Genomic DNA, 17,555 nt, shown 5'->3' with positions numbered 1-17,555 from the left:
GCTGAAACAAGCGCGCCAGAGCCTTGCGCAGCGCCCGGCCGGTCAGGCTTCGGCAGCTTTTCCTTACAGCCTCCATGGAGGGTTGGATTCACTTGGCTTTCCCGGCTTTTTCGTAAACATTTCTTTACGACGCGTAACGCAGAGTTTCCATTTCAGAAATTTCTGTCAGACGTCTGCAAATTGACGGCAGCTAGCTTGCTAATGAAACGTGCCGCTTAGTTTTTTGTTTTCAAATAAGAAAACTGCCGGGGAAAAACAGAATAAAAAGTCTATTTAAAAATTAAATGAATAATTTTTTGCATTACAAAAAACCCTGAACTAGGTTCTTCACGTCTTGCCGGCCACCTCGACCGGCCAGTCACAACCGTGAAAGTCATCTAGGAGATCGACCATGCAAGCACTGGAAAAAGACTTGGATACCGAACTGCAACTGGACGAATGGTTTGAAGCACCGACCCACGAGGCGGCTGTAGAAATGATGCAAGCCGACGCGGTGGTTCCGTTCGGCACGGCGATGTGGCCTCTGTAAGACATCACCGGGCAGGCACGATCCGGCCGGTCGTGCCTGCCGCTTTCTTCACGGTCAGTCAGGGAGGACTCATGGATAAGCCCCGCGCGATCTCGCATTTCCTTTACTACCTCGAACACCACCCTGCCCTTGCCGGCCTCGACTCGGCGAAGGTACTGCTCGGCCACACGGCTGATTACCAAGCGCTGACCGGCGCCATCGCCGAACAGGCCGGCGATCATCCCCGTTTCCAGTTCAGCGCCCGGCGCCTGGACCTGGAAAGTACCGCAGCGCTGACTTCGGCAATCACCGACAGCGATCTGTACATTTTCTTCTACGACTCTTCCACCCTGCCCAATCCGCGCCCCGACGGCCCGGAGTTTGTCCGCGCACTGCAAGGCGTGATGGCGGAAAACTGGAAGAAGTCGCTACTGTTCAAGGATTACGGCGATTATTTCTACGACACCTTCAGCGTCACCCCGCAGCGGATTGCCGGGCTCAACAGTCACTTGATCCAGCGCATGTCCCAGGCGACCACGCTGAGTTTCAAAGACGATGACGGTTCATGGTTTGAAACGCCGCTGAGCAGCATCAAGAAGTGGACCGACATCAACGGTGTCGGCAACTTCGACCTGGCCCCCGGCGAAATCGCCACCCACAGCGAAGCGATCAACGGCCACGTGAAGTTCAAGGGTACGTTCCTCAGCACCATCCCGTTTGCGCGCAAATACGGCGTGCTGGAATCACCGCTGGAACTGTGGATCGAGAACTCGACCATCAGCCGCATCGCCACGGACGTGCCGGGGCTGGAGCATGATTTCAACAAGTACCTGGATGCGAATCCGTCGAACCGGCGGATTGAAGAATTGGGGATTGGCACCAATGAAGGCGTGAAGGATTTGTATGCGCGTAATGCCGGGTTTGAGGAACGGCATTGTGGCTTGCATCTTGGATTGGGCGGTGGCGCCAAGGGCAGTCATCACCTGGACCTGATCTTTTCGGGTGGGGTGTTGGCGCTGGATGACAAGCCGGTGTTTGACGGACGGTTTGTGTTCTAGCCCCAAGATTCCTTTATTGAAGCTACCGGCCCCTTCGCGAGCAAGCTCGCTCCCACAGGGGATTTGTGTACGACATAGCTCCAATGTGGGAGCGAGCTTGCTCGCGAAGAGGCCCTACCAGGCGCTACATACCGTTCATCAGACGAAAAAAAACGCCAACCCTGAGGTTGGCGTTTCTGCTTTGGCTTGAAGCTTGCGGCTAGAAGCTCAGAGCTGCCTTATTCCGGCTTTTTGCGACCGAAACCCGGACGCTGGCCGGAACCGGCCGGTGCACCACGACGCTTGCCCGAAGGCTTGTCGCCATCAACCAGCTTGATCCCCGGACGCTTCGGCGCAGGTTTGGCCGGGCGCTTGTTGGTGGTGTCTGCTGGGCGATCCGCCACTGGCGTACCACGACCGCTCGGAGCACCACGCTCGCCACGTTCAGTGCGACCGTTGGCCGGACGCGGAGCGCGCTCGCCGTCACGGGCGGCAACTGGCTTGCGACCTGGGCGCTCGCCTTCGATCTGCGGCTCACGGCTCGGGCGTGGGCCGGTCGGCGCGCCAGCGGCTGGACGCAGCGTGCGCACACGCTCGGTCTTGGCCATTGGACGCGACGATTTGCGCTGCATGCGCTCAAGCTTGTCTTTGCTCTTGGCGTTCAGTTGCGGCATCGCTACTGGCGTCAGGCCGACTTCAGCACTGAGGATGTCGACTTCGTACTGGCTCATTTCGCGCCAGCGGCCCATCGGCAGGTCGGAGTTGAGGAACACCGGACCGAAACGCACGCGCTTCAGACGGCTGACCACCAGACCTTGCGATTCCCACAGACGACGAACCTCACGGTTACGGCCTTCCATTACCACGCAGTGGTACCAGTGGTTAAAGCCTTCGCCACCTGGCGCCTGCTTGATGTCGGTGAACTTGGCCGGGCCGTCTTCCAGCACCACGCCGGCCTTCAGGCGCTCGATCATTTCGTCGTCGACTTCACCGCGTACGCGCACGGCGTACTCACGGTCCATCTCGTAGGACGGGTGCATCAGGCGGTTGGCCAGCTCACCGTCGGTGGTGAACATCAGCAGACCGGTGGTGTTGATGTCGAGACGACCGATGTTGATCCAGCGACCTTCTTTCGGACGCGGCAGCTTGTCGAACACGGTCGGACGGCCTTCCGGGTCGTCACGGGTGCAGATCTCGCCATCGGGTTTGTTGTACATGATCACGCGGCGTACCGATTCGGCCGCCTCTTCGCGCTTGATCACCTTGCCATCAATGGTGATGGCGTCGTGCATGTCGACGCGCAGACCGAGGGTGGCGTCTTTGCCATTGACCTTGATCCGGCCCTGGCTGATCCAGGATTCCACGTCACGGCGCGAGCCGACGCCGATACGGGCGAGGACTTTCTGCAGCTTTTCGCCTGCAGGGCCGATTTCCTGGTCGTCTTTCTGAATGATGTCGCTCATCTGGGCACCTCCCGGTGTGGTCTGTTCAAGCGCTCTGAATTGGACGCCTGAAGCATTGAAATCTGGGTTCTCGGCCGAAGGGATCGGCGAAGGGTCGCGAATCATACGCGGATGTGCGCCGTCGCGCATCAGAGACTAGCTGATCGATCGGCAGTTATTTCTTTTTCCGCCGACCGGCGCCACCAAGTTTGATCAGGCGCAGCGCGGCTTCGGCCAGTACGGTGCGCTTGTCGTCCTTGTCGAGTTTCTTCCAGGCCTTGATTTCACGCTTGCTGCGGCCGCAGCCGAGGCAGATGTCGTCAGTGAACTTGCAGAGGCTGATGCACGGGTCTTTGGTGGAACTCATCACTCACTCCGAATATGCACCGTTTCCTGTGGGAGCGAGCCTGCTCGCGAAAGGGCCCTGTCAGTCGACATCATCGTTGTCTGACACACCGCATTCGCGAGCAGGCTCGCTCCCACAGTTGTGCGTAATCAGTCTTCGAATTCGCGGCGCTCGGCTTCGATGGCTTCGGCCAGGGCGCGGGCTTCGGCTTCTTCTTCGCTCAGCTCGGGTTCGGGCGCGGGTTGTTCGAGGGCGGCGACGGCGGCCAACAGCTTCTCGCGGGCTTCGGCGACGCCAAGAATGTCCTCTTCCGGTTCGGCTTCGGGCTCTGCTTCAAGTTCAACTTCAATCGCTGGCTCGGCGACCTCGGTTTCAGGCTCGGTCGTCGGCGCGTCACTGTCGGCCGCTTCACCATCCACCGCATCCCGCAGCAAGTCGTCGAAGTCGGTCTTGATCCCCTCCTCCATGCTGTCCAGCTCCAGCAGCAAGGTGTGGAAACTGGTCTCTTCCTTCTCTTCTTCCGGCTCGGCGCTGGCGTCGGCCAGTTCCTGCAGACCCTGAGGCACCGGCGCATCGTCGAAATCGAGCACCGGGTCGGTCTCCATTTCGCGCAGTTCGGCCAGCGGCGGCAGGTCTTCGAGATTTTTCAGATTGAAGTGATCAAGAAACATCTTGGTGGTGGCAAACATCGCCGGTTTGCCCGGCACATCGCGGTAACCCACAACACGAATCCACTCGCGCTCCAGTAAGGTTTTGACGATGTTGCTGTTCACCGCCACACCGCGCACGTCTTCAATCTCGCCACGAGTAATCGGCTGGCGATAGGCGATCAGCGCGATGGTTTCCAGCAAGGCACGGGAATAGCGCTGCGGGCGCTCTTCCCAGAGGCGGCCGACCCAGGGCGAAAACTTCTCGCGAATCTGCAAACGATAGCCCGACGAGACTTCCTTGAGCTCGAAGGCGCGGCCCTCGCAGGACTTGCCGAGCAGGGTCAGGGCTTTCTTGAAAACCGCCGGCTCGGGGCGTTCGCCCTCTTCGAACAGTTCAAACAGACGATCAAGAGATTGCGGCTTTCCCGAGGCCAACAGAAAGGCTTCAAGCAGGGGCGCCAGCTCGCGGGGTTCAGTCAGGTTCATGTTTCGACTCGTTATTCGGCTCGGGCTCGCACGTGGATCGCGGCGAACGGCTCATTCTGCACCAGCTCGACCAAGGATTCCTTGACCAGTTCAAGGATCGCCATAAAGGTCACCACCACACCCAGCCTGCCCTCTTCGGCCGTGAACAGCTCGACGAACGGCACAAAGCCGCCGCCCTTGAGCCGCTCCAGCACATCGCTCATGCGCTCGCGGGTGGACAGTGCTTCGCGGCTGACCTGGTGGCTTTCAAACATATCGCCACGGCGCAGCACTTCGGCCATGCACATCAAAATCTCTTCCAGCGCGACATCCGGCAACAGCTTGCGCGCTCGGGCTTCCGGGGCGTCGAGCTTGGGCACGATGACGTCGCGACCAACGCGGCTCAAGCCGTCGATGCCTTCGGCGGCAGCCTTGAAGCGCTCGTATTCCTGCAAGCGGCGGATCAGTTCGGCGCGCGGGTCGTCTTCTTCATCTTCGACGGTTTCCGCACGCGGCAAGAGCATGCGCGACTTGATCTCGGCGAGCATCGCGGCCATCACCAGATACTCGGCGGCGAGTTCCAGGCGCACCGACTGCATCAACTCGACGTAACCCATGTACTGACGGGTGATTTCCGCCACCGGGATGTCGAGGATGTTGATGTTCTGTTTGCGGATCAGGTACAGCAGCAGGTCGAGCGGGCCTTCGAAGGCTTCAAGAAAGACCTCCAGCGCATCCGGCGGGATGTACAGGTCGAGCGGCATTTCCATGACCGCCTGGCCATAGACCATGGCAAACGGCAGTTCCTGCTGAGCGCCGGCCTGGGGATCGACAACGGTTTCCACTGCGGACATTCAGGCCTCGACCATGAACGGCGTCGGATCGCCGCAACCAACGCGGACCACTTCCGGGTCGTCGCCGGTCAGGTCGATCACCGTGGAGGCCTTGATGCCGCCGAAGCCGCCGTCGATGATCAAATCCACCTGGTGCTCAAGCAATTGACGCATTTCGTACGGATCGCTCAGCGGGTCTTCGTCGCCGGGCATGATCAGGGTCACGCTCATCAGCGGCTCGCCGAGCTCGGCCAGCAGCGCCAGCGCGATCGGATGGCTCGGAACCCGGAGGCCGATGGTGCGCTTCTTCGGGTGCAGCAGAAGACGCGGGACTTCGCGGGTGGCGTTGAGAATGAAGGTGTACGGCCCCGGCAGATGCGCCTTGAGAATACGGAAGGTACCGGTGTCGATCTTGGCGTAGTTGCCCAACTGCGACAGGTCGCTGCAGATCAGCGCGAAGTTATGCTTTTCATCGAGCTGACGCAGGCGGCGCACGCGCTCGATCGCGGTCTTGTCGCCGATCTGGCAACCGATAGCGTAGGAAGAGTCCGTGGGATAAACCACCACCCCGCCCTTGCGGATGATCTCGACCGCCTGTTTTATCAGGCGCGCTTGTGGGTTTTCCGGATGTATCTGGAAAAATTGACTCACATTCTCTACCTGTTCAGACGGCGGCAATATCTGTGTCATGTTTGAACCGACACCACAGGGGTGGAAGGTCCTCGGGAACCGGCCGGTACTGGCCGATCTCGGACCAGCCGCCAGGGCCATGGAAGTCACTGCCGGCGCTGACCAGCAGACCGAACTCACGGGCAAGGATTGCCAGGCTGCCGACCTGTTCCGCAGGCTGATGGCCATTGACCACCTCGATTGCATGCCCGCCTGCTTGAATATAGTCGGCAATCAGCTTTCGGCGCTTGCTGCGGGTGAAATCGTAGTGCCATGGATGCGCCAGACTGACCCAGGCATTGGCGGCGCGCAGCGTACCGACCGTGTCTTCCAGCGTCGGCCAGTGCAACTTGACGTCACCGAGCTTGCCGGCGCCGAGCCACTTGCGAAAGGCCTCGGCGCGATCCTTTACAAAACCTTCACGCACCATCCAGTCGGCGAAATGCGGACGGGCCGGCGCGTTGCCGCTGTCGCCCAGCTCCTGCTGGATTTTCCGGGCGCCGTCGAGCGCGCCGGGCATGCCTTTAAGCGCGAGCTTGCGGCTTATTTCTTCCGACCGCAGCCAGCGGCCATCGTGCAATTTGGCGATCGCCTCGACCAACGGCGCGGCGTTGACGTCGAAACCGTAGCCCAGCACATGAATGGTCGCGCCGCCCCAAGTGCAGGACAACTCGACGCCGTTAACCAGTTGCATGCCCAACTCATTGGCGGCGGAGCGCGCTTCGGCGAGGCCTTCGAGGGTGTCGTGGTCAGTCAACGCGAGGACTCGCACGCCGTTCTCGAACGCACGCGCAACCAGAACCGCAGGCGCCAGGGCGCCATCGGAGGCCGTGCTATGGCAGTGCAAATCTACATTCACGGAGAGTTGTAACCTCAAATCAGCTGGCGCTATCGCGCGCCCATATGTTTGTTATTATGCCGCCACATCCAGCTTCTGGCTCTCACTGTGAAACAATTCATCGATTTCATCCCGCTTCTGCTGTTCTTCATCGTTTACAAACTTGATCCACGGGTCGTCGACATCGCTGGCCATGAAGTGACTGTAGGCGGTATTTACAGCGCCACGGCGATGCTGATCATCAGTTCCCTGGTGGTGTACGGCGCCTTGTTCGTCAAACAGCGCAAGCTGGAAAAGAGCCAATGGCTGACGCTGATCGCCTGCCTGGTGTTCGGCAGCCTGACACTGGCCTTCCACAGCGAGACCTTCCTCAAGTGGAAAGCGCCGGTGGTCAACTGGCTGTTCGCCGTCGCCTTCATCGGCAGCCACTTCATCGGTGACCGTCTGCTGATCAAACGCATCATGGGCCACGCGCTGACCCTGCCGGATCCGGTCTGGACCCGTCTGAACATCGCCTGGATCGCTTTTTTCCTGTTCTGCGGCGCTGCCAACCTGTTCGTCGCCTTCACCTTCCAGAGCATCTGGGTCGACTTCAAGGTGTTCGGCAGTCTGGGCATGACCGTATTGTTCCTGGTCGCACAGGGCATTTACCTGTCGCGCCATCTGCACGATGCCGATACCACAACAACACCAAAAACCGAGGACTGACATGCTCTACGCCATCATTGCCACCGACGTCGCCAACTCGCTGGAAGCCCGCCTCGCGGCGCGCCCTGCGCATCTGGAACGCCTGCAAGCGCTCAAGGGCGAAGGCCGCATCGTACTGGCCGGCCCGCACCCGGCCGTCGACAGCAATGATCCGGGCGCAGCGGGTTTCACCGGCAGCCTGATCGTCGCCGAATTCGACTCCCTGAGCGCCGCGCAAGCATGGGCTGACGCCGATCCGTACATCGCCGCTGGCGTCTACGCCAACGTGGTCGTCAAGCCGTTCAAGCAAGTCCTGCCGTAACTTTCCTGCGCAAGTCTCTCCCACGCGATGAACCTTGTCGGTTCATCGCGTTCTCAATCGCTCATTATTCTCGTTTGCCTGCCGACAACCTGCCCAATATCCATTTGGAAGCAGGTGTTGCGATGCGCAAGGGTCCGTTGTGTCTGATGTTGGTCACGTTGTCGATCATGGCGCCCGCCCATGGTGAGGAATCCACCGAAGGCGGCAGCTCCACGCCATTGTCGTTAAGCGCCGGCAGCCAGATCACCGAGTTGCAGAAGCGCCTCAAGGCCAGCGAGCAGCAGCGCGAAGAACTGAGCAAACAACTGCAAAATGCCGACAATACCCGCGAGAGCGCCCAGCTTGCCCGGTTGCGCCAGGAGAACCAGCGTCTCAAGCTGCAACTCAAGGAAGCCCAGGCAAGTCCCTTGCCGCGCCTGCTGACCGATCAGCAGCAGTGGTTCGTCACGGGAGCCGGAGTAGCGCTATTGGCGCTGCTCTGCGGTATCTTTGCCAGTGGAGCAAGCCGAAAACGTCGGCAATGGCTAAATTGAGTGAGTCATGAGCGAGCTGTTACTGATTGATGATGACCAGGAGTTGTGCGAACTCCTGAGTAGCTGGCTGAGCCAGGAAGGCTTCCACGTGCGTGCCTGCCACGATGGCCATAGCGCCCGCAAGGCCTTGGCTGAAACGGCCCCGGCGGCAGTGGTGCTGGACGTGATGCTGCCCGACGGCAGCGGGCTGGAGCTGCTCAAGCAGTTGCGCCACGATCACGCCGACCTGCCGGTGCTGATGCTCTCGGCCCGTGGTGAACCGCTGGACCGTATCCTCGGCCTGGAACTGGGCGCCGACGATTATCTGGCCAAACCCTGTGACCCACGCGAACTGACTGCGCGCCTGCGCGCGGTATTGCGCCGCAGTCACCCGGCAGCGGTGTCGACGCAACTTGAGTTGGGCGACCTGAGTTTCAGCCCGGTGCGCGGCGTGGTCAGCATCGACGAAAAAGAACTGACCCTGACCGTGTCCGAAAGCCGTCTGCTCGAAGCCCTGCTCAAACAGCCCGGCGAGCCGCTGGACAAACAGGAACTGGCGCAAATCGCCCTCGGCCGCAAGCTGACCCTGTACGACCGCAGCCTCGACATGCACGTCAGCAACCTGCGCAAAAAAATCGGCCCGCATCCGGACGGCCGTCCGCGCATCGTCGCCCTGCGCAGTCGCGGTTACTTCTATAGCCTGTAGGTTTTGTCAGGTCAGCGCTCGAGCGTCTTTACCGAAGCTTTACGCAGCGCTGACCGCCGCTGACCTTGATCTCCGTAATCTGTACTCATCCGGAACGTACCGGGAACGAGACAAGGAGATTCACCATGCGCAAGACTCTTATCGCTCTGATGTTCGCTGCCGCTCTGCCAACCGTCGCCATGGCCATGCCGCAAGACGGCGGTCCGATGGGTGGCCCGATGGATGGCGCTCGCCACGGCGGTCAGATGCACGGCATGCACGGCAAAGGCCCGTACAGCCAACTCGACCTGTCCCGCGAACAGCGCGAGCAGATCCGCAAGATCATGGGCGAGCAGATGCACGAGCGTAAGCAAGTGGTCGACAAGTATCTGGAAAAACTCTCGCCGGCTGACCAGAAAGCCATGAAGGACGAGATGGCGGCCAACCACAAGAAAGCCGAGACCGATGTGCGTGCGGTGCTGAAACCGGATCAACAGAAGAAATTCGACGAGATCCAGAAGAAGCAGGCCGAGCGTCGTGCCGAATGGGCCGAGTTCAAGGCGTGGAAAGCGCAACAGGCGCAAAAGGCGCAATAATGCACTAACCCCGGACCCGACGGCTAAACACCGTCGGGTTTCTTGCTTTAGATCTAATGTGGGAGCGAGCCTGCTCGCGAAAGCGATGTATCAGACACATATAAACTGACTGACACTCCGCTTTCGCGAGCAGGCTCGCTCCCACCTTTTAGATTTGTGTTTGATTGAGGATTCTTTGTGCGCTCACTGTTCTGGCGTATTCTTGCGAGCTTCTGGCTGGCCATTGCTCTGGTGGCCGGGCTGTCCATTCTGCTCGGGCACATGCTCAACCAGGACACGTGGATCCTCAGCCGCCACCCGGGGCTCAACACCCTCGCCGCCGAGTGGACGCAAACCTACGAAGCCCAAGGCGAAGACGCCGCTCAAGACATCCTCCAGCAGCGCAAACGCCAGTATCACATCGATGTTCAGGTGCTCAACGAAAGCGGTGATCCGGTCGTGCGCGGCACCTTCCCGCGTCGCGCGGCTGCCTTCGAAGCGCGGCAGAACAACGATGACCGCCGCCTGCCCTGGCGGCGCCTGACCGATGAGTTCACCAGTGAAAAAACAGGTGACACTTACCTCTTTATCTACCGTATCCCGCACCCGGAACTCGACGCCTGGCACCGCGAAAGTCTGCTCTGGCCGCTGAGCGCATTGGGCATCGCGTTGGTGGTGCTGACCTTGTTCAGCCTGCTGGTGACCTTCTCCATTACCCGCCCGCTCAGCCGTTTGCGCGGCGCAGTGCATGATCTCGGGCAGACGACTTATCAGCAGAACAGTCTGGCGAAACTGGCCAACCGTCGCGATGAATTCGGTGTACTGGCCACCGACTTCAACCGCATGGGTGCGCGCCTGCAGAGCCTGATCGGCAGTCAGCGCCAGCTGCTGCGTGACGTGTCCCACGAACTGCGCTCACCACTGGCACGGCTGCGCATTGCTCTGGCACTGGCGGAACGGGCCAATCCTGAAGAGCGGGAAAAACTCTGGCCACGCCTGACCCGCGAGTGTGATCGGCTGGAAGCATTGATTAGTGAAATTCTGGTATTGGCGCGGGTCGATGCCGACAACGCCAGTGCTGAAGAGGTGGATTTGAATGTACTTCTCGGCACGCTACAGAAAGACGCGAAACTTGGATCGCCCGAGCAGATTGTGCGTCTCGATGCCGAACCGCAACTGAACCTGAAGGGTTGGCCGACGATGATCGAGCGCGCCGTCGACAATTTGCTGCGCAATGCCCAGCGTTTCAACCCGCAAGGTCAGGCGATTGAAATGCAGGCGTCGCGTCAGGGCGAAAAAATTGTCGTGAGTGTGCGCGACCATGGGCCGGGGGTGCAGGCCGAACATTTGAGTCAGTTGGGCGAACCGTTTTACCGGGCGCCGGGGCAGACGGCGGCGGGGCATGGCTTGGGGCTGGCGATTGCGCGAAGGGCGGCGGAGCGGCATGGTGGGAGTTTGACGTTGGCCAATCATCCGCAGGGAGGGTTTATTGCGAGTCTGGAATTGCCGCTATTGCCGGGTGCGGTGGTGCAACCCTAAGAGCCGCCCTCACCCCAGCCCTCTCCCAGAGGGAGAGGGGGCCGACCGAGGTGTCTTGCGTCAGACATCGACCTGAAACACCGAGTCGATTATGGGCCAGGAAGGCACGTGAATCGTCGCCGACTCTGGGTTCGAAATGCATCGGAACCGTTATCGACTCCGAACTCGAAATGCATCGGAACCGTTATCGACTCCGAACTCGAAATGCATTGGAGCCGCTATCGATTCTGGATTCAGCCGAGCACTTTCAGGTCGGCGTACCTCTTGAGCATCCCCCAATCAGTCCCCTCTCCCTACGGGCGGTCCGACGTTTCGGGAGGGTTAGGGTGAGGGGCTTTTGATCTTCAGGCCTTACCCGGCCAGGCACTGACGAACTCGCTCAGATCGACTTTATCTGCCACACGCGGCTCTTTCTGCGGCGTGCCGAGATACAGGAACGCAATCACCTCTTCACCTGCCGCCAGCCCCAAGCCTTTCGCCACATGCTGCGAATAAGCCAGATCACCCGTACGCCACACCGCACCAATCCCCTGCGCATACGCCGCCAGCAAAATCCCGTGCGCCGCACACCCGGCCGCCAGCATTTGCTCGGCCTTCGGATATTTCACGTGTTCCTGCAATTTGGCGATCACTACCACCACCAGCGGCGCACGCAGCGGGCCGTTGCGGGCCTTATCGATCATCGCGTCGGTGACTTCGCCTTCCTGCATCTGTGCAGCCTCGGCCAGCAACTCGCCCATCCGCTCGCGTGCCGCGCCTTCGACCGTCAGAAAGCGATATGGCTGCAAGTGCCCGTGATCCGGTGCGCGCAATGCGGCGCCAAACAGGGCTTCGCGCTGCTCGGCAGTGGGGGCCGGTTCGACCAGTCGTGGAACGGAAACACGGTTGAGCAACGCGTCGAGAGCCTGCATCGGCCACCTCCTGAGAAAAATGTGCAGCTATTCTAGCTTCATCTGCCAACCGGATGCCGGTTTACATGCCCTGCCTCACGGGTAGAATGGCGCCCTTCCCACATCAGCCCGAGCGGACTTCATGGCGTTGCCGACCTTACGGATCATTGGTTTCATCATCGGCATCTTCCTGATCACCCTGGCTGTCGCCATGATCGTGCCCATGGCCACCCTGGTGATTTTCGAGCGCACCGGCGACCTGCCGTCGTTCCTCTGGGCGAGCATGATCACCTTCGTCGCCGGCCTCGCACTGGTGATTCCCGGCCGCCCGGAACATATTCACCTGCGCCCGCGCGACATGTATCTGCTGACCGTCAGCAGTTGGCTGGTGGTGTGCATTTTCGCCGCGCTGCCGTTTCTGCTGACCCAGCACATCAGCTACACCGACTCGTTTTTCGAAAGCATGTCCGGCATCACCGCAACCGGCTCGACTGTGCTCAGCGGGCTGGACACTATGTCACCGGGGATTCTGATGTGGCGCTCGCTGCTGCACTGGCTCGGCGGCATCGGCTTTATCGGCATGGCGGTGGCGATTCTGCCGTTGCTGCGCATCGGCGGCATGCGCCTGTTCCAGACCGAATCCTCGGACCGCTCGGAAAAGGTCATGCCGCGCTCGCACATGGTGGCGCGGCTGATCGTCGCCGCGTATGTCGGCATCACCATCCTCGGCAGCCTGGCGTTCTGGTGGGCCGGGATGAGCCCGTTCGACGCGATCAACCATGCAATGTCGGCAATTTCCACCGGCGGCTTTTCAACCTCCGACCAATCCCTGGCCAAGTGGACGCAACCGGCGGTGCACTGGGTGGCGGTGGTCATCATGATTCTCGGCAGCCTGCCGTTCACCCTGTACGTGGCGACGTTGCGCGGCAACCGCAAAGCGCTGATCAAGGATCAGCAGGTGCAGGGGTTGCTCGGGATGTTGCTGGTGACCTGGCTGGTGCTCGGCACCTGGTACTGGTGGACGACCAACCTGCACTGGCTGGACGCATTGCGCCACGTGGCGCTGAACGTGACCTCGGTGGTCACCACTACCGGTTTTGCCCTCGGTGATTACAGTCTGTGGGGCAACTTCTCTTTGATGCTGTTTTTCTATCTGGGTTTTGTCGGCGGCTGTTCCGGCTCGACCGCTGGCGGGATCAAGATCTTTCGCTTCCAGGTCGCCTACATCCTGCTCAAGGCCAACCTTAATCAGTTGATTCACCCGCGCGCGGTGATCAAGCAGAAGTACAACGGCCACCGTCTCGACGAAGAGATCGTCCGTTCGATTCTGACCTTTTCGTTCTTCTTCGCCATCACCATCTGCGTGATCGCCCTGTTGCTGTCGCTGCTTGGCGTCGACTGGATGACTGCGCTGACCGGCGCCGCCAGTACCGTGTCCGGCGTCGGCCCGGGCCTTGGCGAAACCATCGGCCCGGCGGGCAACTTCGCCACCCTGCCGGATGCGGCCAAATGGATCCTGTCGTTCGGCATGCTGCTCGGCCGACTGGAGATCATTACGGTGTTTGTACTGTGTATTCCGGCCTTTTGGCGTCACTGATCGCACTCGGCGCCTGCAACAACCGCGTCCGGTAATCGCCGGGCGTGGTGTCGAACCAGCGGCGGAACGCGCGAAAGAAGTTGCTCGGGTCGGCAAAGCCCAACAGATAGGCAATCTCCAGCAAAGTCATGCTCGGTTGCGCCAGATACTGCTCGGCCAGTTCGCGGCGCGTGTCATCGAGCAACTGCTGAAAACTCGTACCCTCCTCCTGCAAGCGGCGCTGCAAAGTACGCTGCGACAAATGCAGGGTCTGCGCCACGGTATCGCGCTTCGGTTCGCCTTGTGGCAGCAACCGGCAGAGCACCTGCCGCGCCTTGTGGGTCACACGACTTTCGGAAAACCGCGCCAGATATTCCCCGGCAAACCGGTCATGCAACAGCGCCATCGCCTCGTTGGCAGTGGGCAGCGGCGCCTCCATGTCGGCGCGTTCGAAGATCAGCGCATCGTACGGCGCGTTGAACACCAACGGCGCGTGGAAGGCTTGTTTGTAGGGTTGCAGATTTTCCGGCTGATCACCCTGCACCAGCACTTTGACCGGATGCAGCGTGCGCCCGGTCAACCAGCCGCACAGGCCCAGTGCACAGGCCAGTGAAGCTTCAGCGCTTTGCCGGGTCGGCGGCAGATGGTCGCCGTGCACGGTCAGAATCAGCGCGTAACCTTCTTCCAGCAGACGGAAACTCAGGTCGGCACTTTCGGCAATGATCCGCTGATAGCGCACCAGTCGCTGGAAGCCTTCGGCCAGGGTATTGCTCGACATCAATGCGTAGCCGGCGACATGAAACGACGCCGGTCGCACCACTTTGCCCATGTTCAGACCGATCGCCGGATTACCGGACAACTCGACCGCCCGTTGCCAGAGGCGGGTCATGGAATCTTGCGGAAAGCGCGCATCCGGATCATCCAGAGCCGTGTAATCGAGCCCCAGTTGCTTGAACAGAACCCGGCAATCCAGGCCGTCCATCTCCAATGCTTTGACAATCCCCATCGCCCAGCTTGCAGAAGTCGTTCGTTCGCTCATGGCGTTATTCTTTTACATGATGGGCCGCATGTTACGGCCTGATTTTCGAAGGATACTAAAGTGGCGCCGATTGTCACTGGCCCACGCCAATGATCACTCTAGACTCAAATAAGCTACCCGCAGAACAACTCGTCGCCAGAACAATAACCACAGAGAACGCGGTCGTGGAAAACATCAAGCAATTCAACAGCTTCGCTGAGTTCTATCCGTATTACCTCAGCGAACACAACAACAGCACCTGCCGGCGCCTGCATTTCATCGGCACGACGCTGGTTATTTTCATTCTGGCGATGACCATCGCCAAAGGTGCCTGGCTGCTTCTATTGGCGGTGCCATTGGCTGGCTACAGCTTTGCCTGGGTCGGGCATTTCTTTTTCGAGAAGAACCGACCGGCGACTTTTCAGCATCCGCTGTACAGCCTGCTCGGTGACTTTGTCATGTACCGCGACATGATTCTGGGTCGCGTGGCGTTCTGAATAACAAGTAAGAGGATGGCCAATGAACGCCAATGCCCGCTTCACCCATATGAAGGACGGTACGCAGGAAGATTGGGCGATCATCGCCGCGGATTTCACTGCCTACGCCAAACAGTTGCCCTCACGGATCATGACCCACCTGAAATTGCTCGAAGGCGATTTCGGTGGTTTCCCGGTGGATCGCCTGACCCATTCGTTGCAAACCGCGACCCGCGCCTTTCGTGATGGGCGCGACGAGGAATATGTGGTGTGTGCGTTGCTGCATGACATTGGCGACACGCTTGGCTCGTATAACCATCCGGACATTGCTGCGGCGATTCTCAAGCCGTTCGTCAGTGCCGAGAATCTGTGGATGGTCGAAAAGCACGGGGTGTTTCAGGGCTACTACTTCTTTCATCACTTGGGCATGGATCGGCATCTGCGCGAGCAGTTCAAGGAGCATCCGCAGTTTCAGGCGACCGCCGAGTTTTGCGCCAAATACGATGCGGCGGCGTTTGATCCGGCGTATGACACGCTGCCATTGAGCTTCTTTGAGCCGATGATGGAGCGGTTGTTTGCGCAGCCGAAGAACTCGATTTACAAGGCAGCGATGGAAGAACACACCACGGCTTGAGAACACCACAATCCAATATGTGGGAGCGAGCCTGCTCGCGAATGCGGAGTGTCAGGCGACACTACTTTGCCTGATGTAACGCTTTCGCGAGCAGGCTCGCTCCCACAGGGAATTTGTGTCGCTCAGGCGAGTTCAGCGACTTTGGCCGCCTTGAGCTCCGCCTCGCGCGCCTGCGCATCCGCCAGCCGATACAGCTCGATCGTGCCATCCCAATGCTCGATCAGCGCCGTGCAAGACTCCACCCAATCACCGCAATTGAGGTAATCCACCTCGCCCACCTTGCGAATCTCGGCGTGGTGGATATGCCCGCAGACCACGCCATGCAACTTGCGCTTCACACACTCATGGGCGATGGCTTCTTCGAAATCGCTGATAAAACTCACCGCCGTTTTCACTTTGTGCTTCAGGTACGCCGACAACGACCAGTAGCCGTAGCCATAGCGTGCACGCCAATGGTTGAGCCAGCGATTGAGGGTCAGGGTGAATTCGTAGGCCGAGTCGCCAAGGAACGCCAGCCAGCGGTGATAACGGGTGATCACATCGAACTGATCGCCGTGAATCACCAGCAGATGTCGACCATCGGCCGTGACATGCACCGCCTCGTCAACCAACTGGATGTTGCCCAGAATCAGCTTCGAATAACGGCGTAAAAACTCGTCATGATTACCGGTGACGTAGATCACTTCGGTGCCGCGCTTGCTCATGGTCAGCAAGCGACGGATCACGTTGGTATGCGCCTGCGGCCAGTACATGCCGCCACGCAGTTTCCAGCCATCAATGATGTCGCCGACCAAATAGATCTTGTCGGCGTGATAGCCCTTGAGAAATTGCGACAAGTGCTCGGCCTGGCAATCGCGCGTGCCCAGATGCACGTCGGAGATCCACAAGGTGCGTACGCGTTGTTTACGGCTGGGTCTGGCGAGCTCGGCGCTGGTCATGGGCAACCCTCTGCGATGTTTTCGCCACTCTGCGCCTGCCCGGTTAATCGACCATGACAAGCGCGAGTCAGTCCTGTGACAACGCAGGCTGCGCGCGGCGGTGTAGACTGGCGATCACTTCGGAGACGACCCTGCCATGCGACCGATCCTCACCCTGCGCCAGTACACCCGCGATTTGATCGTCCACAGCCACGACCACGCACAATTGGTGTTCGGGCTGTCCGGCGCGCTGGATTTCGAGGTCGAGGGTTGTGGCAGTCAGGTGCGTCAACAGAGTTTTGTGGTGATTCCTACCGGTGCGCATCACGCTTGCGGCAGTCCCGACGGCAGCCGCTGTCTGGTGCTGGACATCCCGGATGAGCAATGGCTGAAGGACTCGCTGGGTGAGCATGCCGAGGCCAGTCGCCGCTTGCTCGATCAGCCCGCGCGCTTGTCGCTGGATTCGGGACAAAGCCAGTTGGTCAGCTGGCTCGCGAACAGTCCGGTGAGCGATCCGTTGATCGCACAGCAAGGCGCGGTGTTGCTGCTGGCCAGCCTCAATCATGCGCAACCGGCCGAACTCGCCGCCCGCCGTTTGCCGTATGCAGCGCTGGATGCACACATCGAGCAAAACGCCGCTTACCCTTTGCAGGTTGCCGATCTGGCGAGGGTCGCCGGGCTCTCGAGCGCACGTCTGCATGCGCGGTTCATGGCCGAATGCGGGCAGACGCCAATGGATTACATCCGTAGCCGGCGGCTGCATCTGGCGGTGCAACTGCTGCGCGACACGGTTTTGCCGATGGGTGAAATTGCCAGTCGCGTCGGCTACAGCTCGCAGAGTGCCTTCTCGGCCGCCGTCCTGCGTGAGTTCGGTTCGTCTCCCGGCCAGCTTCGGCGCGATTCCTGCGACAAAAGACGATAGCCTGCCGACAGACT

The 17,555-nt window shown here is 60.0% G+C and carries 21 protein-coding genes; 12 read left to right on the top strand and 9 right to left on the bottom strand.

Annotation, left to right across the window (positions count from 1 at the left end):
- Positions 1 to 391: 391 nt before the first annotated feature.
- Entirely contained in the window at positions 392 to 529 is a 138-nt protein-coding gene (locus L8H52_RS04195; RefSeq protein WP_003222780.1) for a hypothetical protein, read from the top strand.
- 71 nt (positions 530 to 600) lie between these two features.
- The gene (locus L8H52_RS04190) at positions 601 to 1,566 is read left to right on the top strand and encodes a leucyl aminopeptidase (RefSeq protein ID WP_242204368.1); all 966 of its coding nucleotides are present in this window, start codon (positions 601 to 603) and stop codon (positions 1,564 to 1,566) included.
- 218 nt (positions 1,567 to 1,784) lie between these two features.
- Here L8H52_RS04190 and rluB read toward each other — a convergent pair whose 3' ends face one another.
- From rluB to L8H52_RS04160, 6 genes are all read right to left on the bottom strand, one after another.
- Positions 1,785 to 3,008 (bottom strand): 23S rRNA pseudouridine(2605) synthase RluB, encoded by a 1,224-nt coding sequence (gene rluB / locus L8H52_RS04185; RefSeq protein WP_116254430.1) that lies wholly within the window; start codon positions 3,006 to 3,008, stop codon positions 1,785 to 1,787.
- A 154-nt stretch (positions 3,009 to 3,162) separates the two neighbouring features.
- Positions 3,163 to 3,354: a DUF1289 domain-containing protein gene (locus L8H52_RS04180; protein WP_007919669.1), complete on the bottom strand. Its 192-nt coding sequence runs from the start codon at positions 3,352 to 3,354 to the stop codon at positions 3,163 to 3,165.
- 128 nt (positions 3,355 to 3,482) lie between these two features.
- A complete protein-coding gene (scpB, locus tag L8H52_RS04175; protein WP_242204370.1) occupies positions 3,483 to 4,469 on the bottom strand; it encodes an SMC-Scp complex subunit ScpB in 987 nt (328 codons plus the stop codon).
- An 11-nt stretch (positions 4,470 to 4,480) separates the two neighbouring features.
- On the bottom strand, positions 4,481 to 5,179 hold the full coding sequence (locus L8H52_RS04170; RefSeq protein WP_172828192.1) for a ScpA family protein: 699 nt from the start codon (positions 5,177 to 5,179) through the stop codon (positions 4,481 to 4,483).
- Between the two features lie 123 nt (positions 5,180 to 5,302).
- A complete protein-coding gene (locus tag L8H52_RS04165) occupies positions 5,303 to 5,932 on the bottom strand; it encodes an L-threonylcarbamoyladenylate synthase (RefSeq protein ID WP_095114461.1) in 630 nt (209 codons plus the stop codon).
- A gap of 13 nt (positions 5,933 to 5,945) precedes the next feature.
- Entirely contained in the window at positions 5,946 to 6,809 is an 864-nt protein-coding gene (locus L8H52_RS04160) for a PHP domain-containing protein (RefSeq protein ID WP_242204373.1), read from the bottom strand.
- 87 nt (positions 6,810 to 6,896) lie between these two features.
- Between L8H52_RS04160 and L8H52_RS04155 the strand changes: the two genes are divergently transcribed.
- The 6 genes from L8H52_RS04155 (at position 6,897) to L8H52_RS04130 (ending at position 11,108) form a co-directional block, all read left to right on the top strand.
- Positions 6,897 to 7,496 (top strand): septation protein A, encoded by a 600-nt coding sequence (locus L8H52_RS04155; RefSeq protein WP_242204375.1) that lies wholly within the window; start codon positions 6,897 to 6,899, stop codon positions 7,494 to 7,496.
- Position 7,497: 1 nt separating this feature from the next.
- Entirely contained in the window at positions 7,498 to 7,797 is a 300-nt protein-coding gene (locus L8H52_RS04150; RefSeq protein ID WP_007919677.1) for a YciI family protein, read from the top strand.
- 122 nt (positions 7,798 to 7,919) lie between these two features.
- Positions 7,920 to 8,330 (top strand): translation initiation factor 2, encoded by a 411-nt coding sequence (locus L8H52_RS04145; protein ID WP_242205514.1) that lies wholly within the window; start codon positions 7,920 to 7,922, stop codon positions 8,328 to 8,330.
- 7 nt (positions 8,331 to 8,337) lie between these two features.
- Positions 8,338 to 9,015 carry a response regulator transcription factor gene (locus L8H52_RS04140; protein ID WP_242204377.1) on the top strand — a complete coding sequence of 226 codons (678 nt, stop codon included), beginning with the start codon at positions 8,338 to 8,340 and terminating at the stop codon, positions 9,013 to 9,015.
- A gap of 125 nt (positions 9,016 to 9,140) precedes the next feature.
- A complete protein-coding gene (locus L8H52_RS04135) occupies positions 9,141 to 9,590 on the top strand; it encodes an LTXXQ domain protein (protein WP_242204379.1) in 450 nt (149 codons plus the stop codon).
- Positions 9,591 to 9,767: 177 nt separating this feature from the next.
- Complete coding sequence (locus L8H52_RS04130; protein WP_242204381.1) at positions 9,768 to 11,108, top strand: HAMP domain-containing sensor histidine kinase; 1,341 nt, start codon at positions 9,768 to 9,770, stop codon at positions 11,106 to 11,108.
- A 344-nt stretch (positions 11,109 to 11,452) separates the two neighbouring features.
- Here the strand turns inward: L8H52_RS04130 and L8H52_RS04125 are convergent, their stop codons facing one another.
- Complete coding sequence (locus L8H52_RS04125; protein ID WP_242204383.1) at positions 11,453 to 12,019, bottom strand: nitroreductase family protein; 567 nt, start codon at positions 12,017 to 12,019, stop codon at positions 11,453 to 11,455.
- Between the two features lie 121 nt (positions 12,020 to 12,140).
- On the opposite strand from L8H52_RS04125, the gene L8H52_RS04120 reads away from it, so the two are divergent.
- Entirely contained in the window at positions 12,141 to 13,595 is a 1,455-nt protein-coding gene (locus L8H52_RS04120) for a TrkH family potassium uptake protein (RefSeq protein WP_242204385.1), read from the top strand.
- Here L8H52_RS04120 and L8H52_RS04115 read toward each other — a convergent pair.
- Positions 13,552 to 14,613, bottom strand: coding sequence for an AraC family transcriptional regulator (locus tag L8H52_RS04115; RefSeq protein WP_242204387.1), 1,062 nt, complete (start codon positions 14,611 to 14,613; stop codon positions 13,552 to 13,554). The two genes, L8H52_RS04120 and L8H52_RS04115, sit on opposite strands and share 44 nt — an antisense overlap.
- Before the next feature lie 164 nt (positions 14,614 to 14,777).
- On the opposite strand from L8H52_RS04115, the gene L8H52_RS04110 reads away from it, so the two are divergent.
- Positions 14,778 to 15,089: a DUF962 domain-containing protein gene (locus L8H52_RS04110; protein ID WP_064390809.1), complete on the top strand. Its 312-nt coding sequence runs from the start codon at positions 14,778 to 14,780 to the stop codon at positions 15,087 to 15,089.
- A gap of 22 nt (positions 15,090 to 15,111) precedes the next feature.
- Complete coding sequence (locus tag L8H52_RS04105) at positions 15,112 to 15,702, top strand: HD domain-containing protein (protein WP_242204390.1); 591 nt, start codon at positions 15,112 to 15,114, stop codon at positions 15,700 to 15,702.
- A gap of 122 nt (positions 15,703 to 15,824) precedes the next feature.
- Here the strand turns inward: L8H52_RS04105 and L8H52_RS04100 are convergent, their stop codons facing one another.
- The gene (locus L8H52_RS04100) at positions 15,825 to 16,640 is read right to left on the bottom strand and encodes a UDP-2,3-diacylglucosamine diphosphatase (protein ID WP_242204391.1); all 816 of its coding nucleotides are present in this window, start codon (positions 16,638 to 16,640) and stop codon (positions 15,825 to 15,827) included.
- A 136-nt stretch (positions 16,641 to 16,776) separates the two neighbouring features.
- On the opposite strand from L8H52_RS04100, the gene L8H52_RS04095 reads away from it, so the two are divergent.
- Positions 16,777 to 17,541: an AraC family transcriptional regulator gene (locus tag L8H52_RS04095; protein WP_242204392.1), complete on the top strand. Its 765-nt coding sequence runs from the start codon at positions 16,777 to 16,779 to the stop codon at positions 17,539 to 17,541.
- The last annotated feature ends 14 nt before the right edge of the window (positions 17,542 to 17,555 follow it).

It is taken from the genome of Pseudomonas sp. CROZ-RG-20F-R04-15 (assembly GCF_022662375.1).
In the GTDB taxonomy this organism is placed as follows: domain Bacteria; phylum Pseudomonadota; class Gammaproteobacteria; order Pseudomonadales; family Pseudomonadaceae; genus Aquipseudomonas.
This window is presented reverse-complemented; position numbering and strand designations above follow the sequence as displayed.